The sequence below is a fragment of the Jejuia pallidilutea genome, from assembly GCF_002973595.1.
Classification (GTDB): Bacteria; Bacteroidota; Bacteroidia; order Flavobacteriales; family Flavobacteriaceae; genus Jejuia; species Jejuia pallidilutea.
Genome location: NZ_PVEO01000001.1, coordinates 597,287 through 609,041 on the forward strand (window position 1 = coordinate 597,287; position 11,755 = coordinate 609,041).

Below are 11,755 nucleotides of genomic sequence, written 5' to 3' on the forward strand. Positions count from 1 at the left end.
AGTTTATTTTAAGGGATATATCTCATATCGAAACGTCCATTTGTTACAATTAAAGTTTCGCAATTTTCTTTAGTGGTAGAAAATTCAAACGTACCAGAAATGATATGATTAGTACGATCTACTTTTGAAAATATTATGAAACCCTCATAGGTGTTTTCAAAATCATAATAACACTTTGCTGGACCATCGTCATCTTCTATAAATCTAGCATCTCCTAACAAAGAATACTCTCTATTTATTTCAATAGGTTCAGAAACAAGCATGTAAATACCCCCCAATTGAATAAAGCCTCCTTGATAAATGGCTGTCATATTATTGCTATTAGTTGTAGATAAAGGCTCACCATTCACTAAACACCCAAACGTATTCTCACCAGTTTGTGTTGGTGGTGGCAGTTGATCTATAGGGTCTATCGGGGTATCGTCATCGTCTTTACAACTTGTAGTGCTTAAAAGCATTAGGCTTAACATTAATAGTGTGAATGTGCTTAACTTTTTCATGGGTTTCATTTTTTTTATTCAATCTAAAATACTGCTTGTGTTTAGAGAATTGTTAAGCCTTTGGTCATGTAGAGAGAAGTTGTACCCAAAGCTTTAAAAGCAGTAGTTTACTTTAAATGATAGGTTAAAATTACTTTAGATTGTTGTTGTGATGTATGATTTTTATCATGTTTTTAAGTTTTTACCTACATTTTTATTAAAAGTCTTACTAGACACATTCGCCAAAAAAATGTTTCTATTTGCAATCAAATTATTACATTTACCTTTTAATTCATAACACATATGGCAAAAAAGAAACAAACCGAGATTGATGGTATAGACAAAAAAATACTGCGTACTTTAATGGAAGACGCCCGAACCCCCATTTTAGAAATTGCTAGAAACGTAGGTATTTCGGGGGCAGCCATTCACCAACGTTTGCGTAAATTAGAAAAATCTGGACTTTTAGCGGGTTCTAAATTCGTGGTAAACCCAGAGGTTTTAGGTTTTGATACTATGGCATTTGTAGGTGTGTATTTCGACAAAGCTGCCGATGCCCCTCTAATTATAAAACTCCTAAAACGAGTTCCTGAAGTTTTAGAATGCCACTATACTACCGGAAACTGGAATGTTTTCCTAAAAGTAATTTGCAAAAGTAACGACCATTTAATGCAAACGCTAAACAGCATTCAAGAAATTAACGGGGTATCGCGTACAGAAACGTTTATTTCTTTAGCGCAATTAATACAGCGCCAGGTAAAAATCTAATAAAAGTCAACCTTTTAACGCAACCATTTCGGTAATTTAACATCTTATAATAAGTTAAATTTTACTAATTCTGCAATAGGCACTCAAATGAAAAAAATTATTTTACTTATTCCGTTCTTGTGTTTTAATTTAAGCTTGCAAGCCCAAGAAAAAGAAACGACTGATGAAAAAACCAGTATTTTTGAAAGAAAACACGAAGTAAGGCTTGGTGCCATTAAACTTTTAGCAGGTGGCATTTTTGAAGGTGCTTACGAGTACATCATAGACTCAAACCAAGGCTTTGGAGCTTATATGCTTGTGAATTTTGACTCTAGCAGCGATTGGTTTGAAAATTATTCGTTAACACCCTATTACAGAATGTACTTTCAGAGCAATGAAGATTATGGTGCTAAAGGCTTTTTTGTTGAAGGATTTACATCATTTTTTTCTAGTGATTTTGATTTTGAAGATGTTGTTTTTAGAAATGATGATCAAAAAGATGTTTTTGATATTGCTATCGGTATATCACTGGGAAAAAAATGGATTAACACTGCTGGATTTGTCTTTGAGCTAAAAGTAGGAGCAGGAAGAAACCTTTTAGGAAATACAGATAGCGATGCTATTTTAAAAGCTGATTTTTATTTAGGCTACCGATTTTAATAAACTCTAGTTCTGCAAATCATAAAACCCTAACTTTTCTAGCTAGGGTTTTGTTTTTTTTGATATGGTACGAAACTAAGTTTGGTTTTTAAATGAGTGCTTCTATTTCATTTTTTGCAACCAATTCCTAACATCAACGTCTTTCTTAATAATTGCTCTTAAATCATCAATCTTTACGCGTTCCTGTTCCATAGAGTCTCTATGGCGAATAGTAACTGAATTATCTTCTAAAGTATCATGATCTACGGTAATACAGAAAGGGGTTCCGTTGGCGTCTTGTCTTCTGTAACGGCGTCCCACAGCGTCTTTTTCATCGTAAATAACGTTGAAATCCCATTTTAATTCTTCAATAATGTTGCGAGCTATTTCTGGCAAACCGTCTTTTTTCACCAATGGTAAAACAGCTGCTTTTACAGGCGCTAAAACACTTGGTAATTTTAAAACTGTTCTTGTAGTGCCATTTTCTAATTCCTCTTCTTGTAGTGAATTAGAAAATACAGCTAAAAACATTCTATCTAAACCAATAGAGGTTTCTAACACATAAGGTACATAGCTTTTGTTTTCTTCAGGATCGAAATACTGTAATTTCTTTCCAGAGTATTTTTCGTGCTGGCTTAAATCAAAATCAGTTCTAGAATGTATACCTTCTAACTCTTTAAATCCAAACGGGAATTTAAACTCTATATCTGCGGCAGCATCGGCATAATGTGCTAATTTCTCATGGTCGTGAAAACGGTAATTCTCCGCGCCCATCCCTAAAGACAAATGCCATTTCATTCTGGTTTCTTTCCAATGCTCGTACCATTCAGTCTGTGTGCCTGGTTTAATAAAAAACTGCATTTCCATTTGCTCAAACTCGCGCATTCTAAAAATAAATTGTCTCGCCACAATTTCATTTCTAAACGCCTTACCTGTTTGCGCTATTCCAAAAGGAATCTTTAAACGGCTAGTTTTCTGCACATTCAAAAAGTTAACAAAAATACCTTGGGCCGTTTCTGGTCGCAAATACAAATCCATAGCATTTTCGGCAGATGCGCCAAGTTTAGTACCAAACATGAGGTTAAATTGCTTAACATCGGTCCAGTTTTTACTTCCAGTCATAGGATCTGCAATCTCCAACTCCTCAATCAAGGCCTTAACATCGGCTAAATCTTCATTTTCTAAAGATTTTGCCATACGAGACAAGGTTGTATTTATCTTTTCTTGATACCCGAGCACTCGTGCGTTTGTAGATAAAAATTCTTCTTTATTAAAAGCTTCACCAAAACGTTTTTCGGCTTTGGCAACTTCCTTATCAATTTTAGCTTCAATTTTTGCACAGTAATCTTCTATTAAAACATCTGCTCGATAGCGTTTTTTGGAATCCTTATTATCAATTAAAGGATCGTTAAACGCATCTACATGTCCCGAGGCTTTCCAAGTGGTAGGATGCATAAATATTGCAGCGTCTATACCCACAATATTTTCATTCATCTGTACCATGGCACGCCACCAGTAGTCGCGAATATTCTTTTTTAATTCTGCACCGTTTTGGGCGTAGTCGTAAACTGCGCTTAAACCATCGTAAATTTCACTGCTTTGAAATACATACCCGTACTCCTTTGCATGCGAAATAACCTTCTTAAATGTATCGTCTTGATTTGCCATAGTTGCAAAAATATAAAACCACGGGTAACTGTGTATGTTCTTTGGCAAAAATTAAAGCGGTATAACATTATTTTTTTACTTAAGTTTACAATACAAGTAATTATAGCCATATTGAAATCGCTTATCAATTTATTTTTTCCCAAGGTTTGTTATGCCTGTACCACCTATTTGTTAGATAACGAAGAAACCATTTGTACCAATTGTAGGCACGATTTACCTACTACAAATTTTCACTTTAGTAATGACGATAGCGTTAAAAAAGTACTGCGAGGACGCGCAAATATTGAACATGCCACCGCATTATTTAGATTTGAAAAAGAAGGCCCTGTACAACAGCTCATTCACAGTTTAAAATATAAAGGTTACGAGCATATTGGAGAACTTTTAGGAGATTGGTTGGGTGGCGAACTTGCAGAACTTAAAACATACCAAAATATTGATATGGTAATTCCTGTACCTATGCATCCAAAAAAACTAAAAAAAAGAGGATACAACCAAGTTACAAAATTTGGGCAGCAAATAGCCGAAGCCCTAAATGTTGCATATGTAGATGATGTTTTAATTAAAATTACGAATACCACATCGCAAACAACTAAAAAAAGAGTAGCCCGCTGGAGTAACTCCAATGAGCTTTTTGCACTTAGAAACATTTCTAAAATAGAAAACAAACATATTCTGTTAGTAGACGATATTATTACCACAGGAGCAACCTTAGAAGCCTGCTGTTTGGTTTTAAACCAAGCTAAACATTTAAAAATAAGTATTGCTACCATGGCAATAGCTTAAAAACTAAATTCTAAACTCAAAGAAAATACCAAGGCAAAAGTTTACTATTTTAACTTCTAAAAAATAACAAAATTTAGGTTTTATCGTTTTTATTTTAAATTAACCCAGCACTTCATAGTATCTTCAAATTTATGTAGGTTTGCACAAAATAGTTTTTAGTAATGCGTACTACGTTTTTAAACTTTATTTTAATTGTAATTATTAGCTGTATTTTTATAAACTGCGCTAATAGAGGCACACCAGAAGGTGGTGAAAAAGACGTAACACCACCCGAAATAGTAAATACGTCTCCTAAAAACTATTCCACTAATTTTAAAGCTAAGGAAATACGAATTGAGTTTAATGAGTACATTAAAATTAAAAACTTACAAAAGCAATTAATTATTTCCCCTCCCATGAAAACACAACCCGAAATAACACCTTTGGGAAGTGCGAGTAAAACCATTAGAATTAGAATTTTTGACACTTTACCTCCTAATACCACGTATGCTTTTAACTTTGGTAATAGTATAGAAGACAATAACGAGGGAAACCCATACACCTATTATCGTTACGTATTTTCAACTGGAGATTATATAGATTCCTTAACAGTTACAGGCAATATTACCGATGCCCTATTTCGCGAACCAGACACTTTTGTTTCTGTTATGCTTTACGAAGTAGATTCTACGTTTACAGATTCTATAATCTACAAAGAAACCCCTAAGTACATTACCAATACACTAGATAGCCTTACTAGTTTTACTATTGAAAATGCCAAAGCCGGCAACTATTTATTATTGGCTTTAAAAGACAAAAATGGCGATAATATTTACCAACAAAAATCTGATAAAATAGCTTTTAAAAAAGATTTTATTACACTTCCTACAGATAGCACATACAATTTAAGATTATTTAATGAAATTGTAGATTTTAATCCGTCGAGACCTCAACTGGTTACTGGTGAAAAAATAATGATTGGTTATGAAGGAAACCCAGAAGGCGTTACGTTTTCATTGAATTCTGAAGTCCCCGAAGATTTTGAATATCGTATTACAAAAGATAAGGAAAAAGACACCCTTTATTACTGGTACAAACCCAAATTAGAGGTAGATTCTTTAGTTTTCAATATAGCGCATCCGCAAATTACAAAGGAATATATTGTTAGAATACGCGACAAAGAGCGCGATTCGTTACTAATGGAAGCCGAACCCAGTGGTACAATTCGCTATAATGAAGATTTTAGAATTTCTGGAAATATTCCTTTTACCAACTTTGATGCCTCTAAAATAGAATTGATGGATAAAGATTCCTTATCTGTTGAATTTTCACTAAAATCGTATGATTCTATTACCAATACATACACGTTAGGTTTTGAAAAAACCGAAGAAAACAAGTACAGTATGAGTATTTTACCTGGTGCGTTTACCGATTTTTTTGAAAACACTAACGACACTTTACAGTATTCCGTAAGCACCAGAAAGAAGGATAGTTACGGTAATCTACGTTTAAATATTTACAATGCGATTTATCCTATAATAGTACAGTTAACTGACAAAAAAGGAGATGTTAAATATGAGCAATATGCCACTGAGCAAAAACCATTTGATTTTTTAAATATAAGTCCCGGCAATTATTTTGTGAGGGTAATTTTTGATACTAACGGTAATAAGGTTTACGATACTGGTAATTATCTTAAAAAAATACAACCTGAAATTGTAAAACATTCCGAGAAAGAAGTAGAAGAAGTTCGTGCTGGTTGGGAATTAGAAACAAGCTTTACGTTAAAAGATTAAACCCATCTTTATCATCTAAAAATTTTAGAGCATTTCTGTATTTGCGAATATGATTTTTACTTAGGGCTACTATCTCAACAGCGTCCTTGTTTAATGGCATATTTGTTATTTTTTTGCCCAAAACATCATAACAAGCAGAACTTCCATTGTATTCTACATTAACGCCATCAACTCCTATTCGGTTTACACCAATACAATAACTCATATTTTCTATGGCTCTTGCTTTTAAAAGCGTATCCCAGGCATTAATTCTTGGTTTTGGCCAATTGGCAACATATAGCAAAACATCGTAATCTTCAGTATTTCTTGCCCAAACAGGGAAACGCAAATCGTAACAAATTAACGGACAGATTTTCCAACCTCTATAGTGTATAATTATTTTTTTATTTCCGGCTTTATATACCTTATGCTCTCCTGCTAAGGTAAAAGTGTGTCGTTTATCATAATAAGATAATTTACCTGATGGTTCTGCAAATAAAAACCTGTTGTAATAATTATCATTCTCTATAACCACCATACTTCCAGCTATTGCCGCTTGTTTAGTTTTTGCCAAATCTAGCATCCAAGATACTGTTGTTCCTTCCATGGTTTCGGCAACAGCTTTAGCATTCATGGTAAAACCAGAAGTAAACATTTCGGGAAGTACTATAATATCAACCTTTTCTGCAACAGCATTTATCTTTTTGATAAAATTTTGTTGGTTTTGTTCTGGGTTTTCCCAAACTAAATCTGATTGTATTAATGCTATTTTTAGTGCTTCTTGCATATTAAATACTTATGATTACTGAAGTTTTATTAAAAAAAGAGTCCAAAAAAAATAATATTTCTGGACTCTTAAGGTATTATTTATTTTAAAGTTATCAAACCAAATTTAGGGCAAACTCTTTCGGGGTGTTATTTTAATTTCTTTTTAGTTTTGGAGATATTAGTATTTAGCTTCTCTATCTTTTCCAGCCATTTTCGTTCGTCTTCTGGAGATAGCTTACCTTTATTTTTAAGCTTTTCGTATTTTTCTATTGCGTTTTCATGTTTTATTATAGCCTTATCATGATTTGCTTGTGCTTTTTCCTTTTGCTTCAATATTTTTTCGGCTTTCTTTTGCTTTTGTTCTGCCTTTTTTTGTTGCTTTTCAGCTCTTTTTTGTTGTTTTTCAGCTTTCTCTAGTTTTTCCTTGGCTTTATTGGTCTTAGCGATTTCTAACTTCTTTTTTTCAAATGCTGCTAAAATTTTAGACTTTTCGGCATCAGAGAGTGTATTTGTAACATCTACACCATTTTTAATAATCAAGCCTTTTTTTTCTTCGTATACGTCGTCATTAATTTTTATTTCTTGAGCAGAAATAAATTAACCTGCCAAAACTAGCATTATAAAGAGTACAAATCTTATCATGTTTCTCACCATTTAAAATTTTACATTTTAGACACTTCAAACGTAAAAAGTCACATGAATTCTTCTAAAAACATCAAACAATATCCATTTTCTTTAATAAAAACGAGGCATTCATATTTTTACAAATGCCTTCTTTTAACGTATAATCAAAATGTAACTCATCGTCAATAATTTCGGCATCAAAATAATAGTTTTTAACCGCGCTTAATTCCTGCTCTATTTCACAGAGGCTTAAATCGTGGGTAGCAATAATGCCCGTTGCGTTGGTGGCAACTAATTTTTCTACAAACTTTCTAGAGCCAATGGCTTTATCGGTACTATTTGTGCCTTTTAAAATTTCATCTAAAACAATAAAATATGGCTCTGTTTTTATGGTATCTACAATAAATTTTAATCGTGTTAATTCTGAAAAGAAATAGGAACTATCGTCGGTTAACGAATCTGAAGTTCGCATACTAGTAATAAGTTTTATTGGGTTATAAGTGCTCGCCTTTGCACAAACGGGCAAGCCCACATTAGCCATTACAATATGCAAAGACACTGTTCTTAAAAATGTGCTTTTCCCTGCCATGTTTGCACCAGTAACAATAAAAAATTGTTCGTTATTTATAGTAACGTCGCTATCTACCCTTTTGTACTTATTTAAAAGTGGATGCCCTAAACCTTTAGCTTTTATAACCTCGTTCGCATTTGTAATTTTTGGAAATACAAATTCCAGATGGTTAAACGCAAAGTTCCCTAAAGAATTATAAGCATCAAAAAATGATACTGTTTTAAACCAATCTTCAACTTTATCGCCGTAGTTTTCTATCCATCTTTCAATTCTGTAGCTGTTTTTTATATCGGTTAAAAACAACCCATTACCAAAAATGGCGCCTATAATATTATTTCTATTATCTAAAGCATCTAACGAGCGTGATAGTTTTTTAAAAATAACCGAAGCTTTCTCTTGGTCTAATTGAATTTGTTTTTGTTTTTCCTTTAGTAATTCTGACTGAAATATTTCGTTCTCAATTAAATCTAACAATACCGCATATTGCCTAAATGTATCTTTTATCTTATCTACATGAGAAGACAGCTCGTTAGTTTTTTTAACGTACATTCCCGTTAGCCCCAAACCTAAAAACAACCAATAGCCTAAAACTTTTTGGTTGGTAATAATTTCTGCAGTAATAAGCCCAAAAATAACTATTGAGAGTATGGAAAAAACTATAGGTAGCCACTTCATAATTTTTGGCATAAACGTTTTGTAATTGTTTAACCAATCTATAATTTGTTTTGCAGGGGTTTCAACAGTAACCAAACTGGCATTTGCGTTATAAAACTGTCGCCATTTTGGTTTAGAAGCCAATTCTTTAATAGCTTCTTGTCTCAGCTCTACATTTATAATGCTATTAGCCTTTAAGGCTTGTGCAAGTTGTATTTTACCCTCATTAATAGCGGTTCTATTAATAAATTGAAAGAAAGAACCACGACCAAACAAATCGATATCCAAACTATAAAAGTGCTTTGGGTCTTGAAATTCCAAACCTTTTTCCCTATTGTGAAAATCGCCCGATGCTATTGCAATTTCTTCTTCATTAATCTTAACTAAGGCATTATAAAAAGCCCTTTGTTGTTTTACATCGGTATATTTTGAAAGTAAAAAAACAAAGAGTAATATGCCTGTAACACCAATTAAAATTGAAATTTGCCAAGTACTAAACGTAAAATAAATACCAAAACCTGTTGCCATAAAAACCAAAATGCGGAAAAAGCTATACATAGACATGCTTTTGTATAACTGTTTAGATTTTAGTGTATAACTTTCTAAATGCGTTTTGTAGTAGGATTGTGGGTTTGAATGCTTCATTTTCTAAATTAAAATGTAAATAAACAAAAAAGCCCTGAAACGAGTTCAGAGCTTTTGTATGTTGTGTTTTTAATTTAATCTCTGCCAAACACTTGTAATGCCCAGTATAGAAGGTTGGCTAGCGCACCTATTGCAGCTACCAAATAGGTTCTTGCTGCCCATTTTAACGCATCTTCCGATCCTTTATATTCATCTGGCGTTACCATATTTTTATTTTTTAACCAAGCTAAGGCCCTGTTACTAGCATCGTATTCTACTGGCAAAGTGATAAAGCTAAACAAGGTAGCAAACCCCATAAAAGCAACACCGGCAGCAGCAACCCACCAACCTAAACCAAAGCCGGCAGCCCCACCTAAAACAAGACCACCAATAATAAGCCATTGAGACATCCCAGAGGTTACACTAACCACAGGCACTAAAGTAGAACGCATTTGCAGCCAGCTGTAGGCTTGTGCGTGTTGTACAGCATGCCCAACTTCGTGCGCCGCTACCGCGGCCGCAGCCGCATTGCGTTGGTTGTAAACGGCTTCACTCAAATTAACCGTTTTGTTTTTAGGATTATAATGGTCTGTTAAACGTCCTGGTGTAGAAATCACCTCAACATCTGTTATGCCATGGTCTAACAGCATTTTTTGTGCAATTTCTGCACCACTCATCCCATTACGTAAATGCTCTTTAGAATACTTTGCAAACTTGCGTTTTAAAGTATTACTTACAGCCCAACTTACTATAGCAATAGCACCAATTAATATATAATATCTAAACATAATTTCATTTTTAAATTTTTAATAAAGATAGCAATAATTGCACCAATTTTAATACGTGAAATTTTGTCAGATATGTTTTTTAGGCTTCTTCAAATTTTAAGTCGAAAGCTTCGGCTATTTCTCTATACACTATTTTTCCGTTAACAATATTGAGTCCTTTTCCAAGCGACTTGTTTTTCTTACAGGCCTTTTTCCATCCCATATCTGCTAATTTTATAACATAAGGTAAGGTAACATTTGTTAAACCCATAGTTGATGTGTAAGGTACCGCACCTGGCATGTTTGCAACACTGTAATGCACCACCTCATCAATAATATAAGTAGGGTCTTGGTGTGTGGTAGGTTTTGTGGTTTCAAAACAACCGCCTTGGTCTACGGCAACATCAACCATTACAGTTCCGGGTTGCATATCCTTTAACATATCCCTTGTAATTAATTTAGGCGCTTTTGCACCTTTTATCAACACACCACCAATAATTAAATCGGCATCCTTAATATGCCTTCTAATATTATATTCGCTTGAAAATTCGCTTATGACATTGTTTGGCATCACCTCGCTAACATGACGTAACGCTTTCATATTAATATCTAAAATAAAAACATTTGCACCTAAACCAGATGCCATACGCGCCGCTTGAATGCCAACTACGCCAGCACCTAAAATTAATACTTTTGCTGGTGGTACTCCTGGAATACCGCCCAATAAAATACCACGACCCATAATTGGTTTTTCTAGATATTTGGCACCTTGCTGAATAGACATACGTCCTGCTACTTCAGACATAGGAATTAATAAAGGTAAAGATCCATCTTTATCCTCTACAGTTTCGTAAGCGATACAAATTGCCTTACTATCAATCATTGCCTTGGTAAGCGCTTCACTTGATGCAAAATGAAAATACGTAAACACTACTTGGTTTTCCTTAATTAAACCGTATTCTTTTTCTATAGGTTCTTTTACCTTAACAATCATTTCTGCTACATCATAAATTTCCTCGATAGTATCAAGAATTGTAGCTCCAGCTTCAATATAGTCTTCATCTAAAAAGCCACTATTGTATCCTGCATCTTTTTGTATGTATACGGTATGATTTCTTTTTGTTAATTCGAAAACACCAGAAGGTGTCATTCCTACACGGTTTTCGTTGTTTTTAATTTCAATAGGAACACCAATTTTCATATGTTAAATTTTAAATTATGTAAAACGATTTTAACGGAATACAATATTAAAACTTTGAATTGAAAATAAACACAGAATCATTATTTTTTTTGAATATTTAACACCCAATTTAGCAATGAACTAAGAATTACTTAAAACCAGTTAAGTAGACGAGCGTTTTACCATGTATTTTTAATATAAATAAGGATACTTTTTTTATTCGTATTACTTATATTTCATTTTAAAATACAATAACAATAGTGCAGATATTACTGTGATAGCATTGGCAAAAATCATAGAAGGACTGTTCTTTAGAAACCCATAAACAAGCCATAATACAATACCTATAAAAAACAAAATAAGCATGGGTAAAGACAAACTAGAAACATCTTTAGTTTTCCAGGTTTTATAAACTTGAGGTAAGAATGCTATTGTGGTAAGTACTGCTGCACCAAAACCAATGGCTTCGTTAACATCTAAATTCATATTGGTTT

At 33.4% G+C, this 11,755-nt stretch carries 12 protein-coding genes; 4 read left to right on the top strand and 8 right to left on the bottom strand.

Annotated features, from left to right (window positions below; all coding sequences use genetic code 11):
* Positions 1-8 precede the first annotated feature (8 nt).
* The gene (locus tag CLV33_RS02625; protein ID WP_105472589.1) at positions 9-500 is read right to left on the bottom strand and encodes a hypothetical protein; all 492 of its coding nucleotides are present in this window, start codon (positions 498-500) and stop codon (positions 9-11) included.
* Positions 501-782: 282 nt separating this feature from the next.
* Here CLV33_RS02625 and CLV33_RS02630 point away from each other — a divergent pair, with 282 nt between their 5' ends.
* Both CLV33_RS02630 and CLV33_RS02635 read left to right on the top strand, forming a co-directional pair.
* Complete coding sequence (locus tag CLV33_RS02630; RefSeq protein WP_105472590.1) at positions 783-1,247, top strand: Lrp/AsnC ligand binding domain-containing protein; 465 nt, start codon at positions 783-785, stop codon at positions 1,245-1,247.
* Positions 1,248-1,334: 87 nt separating this feature from the next.
* Positions 1,335-1,886, top strand: coding sequence for a hypothetical protein (locus tag CLV33_RS02635; RefSeq protein WP_045371187.1), 552 nt, complete (start codon positions 1,335-1,337; stop codon positions 1,884-1,886).
* 102 nt (positions 1,887-1,988) lie between these two features.
* Here the strand turns inward: CLV33_RS02635 and CLV33_RS02640 are convergent, their stop codons facing one another.
* Positions 1,989-3,533: a glycine--tRNA ligase gene (locus CLV33_RS02640; protein WP_105472591.1), complete on the bottom strand. Its 1,545-nt coding sequence runs from the start codon at positions 3,531-3,533 to the stop codon at positions 1,989-1,991.
* 108 nt (positions 3,534-3,641) lie between these two features.
* Between CLV33_RS02640 and CLV33_RS02645 the strand changes: the two genes are divergently transcribed.
* Together CLV33_RS02645 and CLV33_RS02650 are read left to right on the top strand one after the other, a co-directional pair.
* Positions 3,642-4,319 carry a ComF family protein gene (locus CLV33_RS02645; RefSeq protein ID WP_105472741.1) on the top strand — a complete coding sequence of 226 codons (678 nt, stop codon included), beginning with the start codon at positions 3,642-3,644 and terminating at the stop codon, positions 4,317-4,319.
* A 161-nt stretch (positions 4,320-4,480) separates the two neighbouring features.
* On the top strand, positions 4,481-6,094 hold the full coding sequence (locus CLV33_RS02650) for an Ig-like domain-containing protein (RefSeq protein ID WP_105472592.1): 1,614 nt from the start codon (positions 4,481-4,483) through the stop codon (positions 6,092-6,094).
* Here the strand turns inward: CLV33_RS02650 and CLV33_RS02655 are convergent.
* The 6 genes from CLV33_RS02655 to CLV33_RS02680 all read right to left on the bottom strand — a co-directional run bounded on the left by CLV33_RS02655 (position 6,078) and on the right by CLV33_RS02680 (position 11,747).
* Positions 6,078-6,860, bottom strand: coding sequence for an amidohydrolase (locus CLV33_RS02655; RefSeq protein WP_105472593.1), 783 nt, complete (start codon positions 6,858-6,860; stop codon positions 6,078-6,080). The two genes, CLV33_RS02650 and CLV33_RS02655, sit on opposite strands and share 17 nt — an antisense overlap.
* A 128-nt stretch (positions 6,861-6,988) precedes the next feature.
* On the bottom strand, positions 6,989-7,381 hold the full coding sequence (locus CLV33_RS02660) for a hypothetical protein (RefSeq protein WP_105472594.1): 393 nt from the start codon (positions 7,379-7,381) through the stop codon (positions 6,989-6,991).
* 175 nt (positions 7,382-7,556) lie between these two features.
* A complete protein-coding gene (locus CLV33_RS02665; RefSeq protein ID WP_105472595.1) occupies positions 7,557-9,335 on the bottom strand; it encodes a MutS-related protein in 1,779 nt (592 codons plus the stop codon).
* Between the two features lie 74 nt (positions 9,336-9,409).
* On the bottom strand, positions 9,410-10,102 hold the full coding sequence (locus tag CLV33_RS02670; protein ID WP_105472596.1) for a zinc metallopeptidase: 693 nt from the start codon (positions 10,100-10,102) through the stop codon (positions 9,410-9,412).
* A 79-nt stretch (positions 10,103-10,181) separates the two neighbouring features.
* Positions 10,182-11,282 (bottom strand): alanine dehydrogenase, encoded by a 1,101-nt coding sequence (ald, locus tag CLV33_RS02675; RefSeq protein ID WP_042244331.1) that lies wholly within the window; start codon positions 11,280-11,282, stop codon positions 10,182-10,184.
* Positions 11,283-11,486: 204 nt separating this feature from the next.
* Complete coding sequence (locus tag CLV33_RS02680; RefSeq protein ID WP_105472597.1) at positions 11,487-11,747, bottom strand: SemiSWEET family sugar transporter; 261 nt, start codon at positions 11,745-11,747, stop codon at positions 11,487-11,489.
* Between the last annotated feature and the right edge of the window lie 8 nt (positions 11,748-11,755).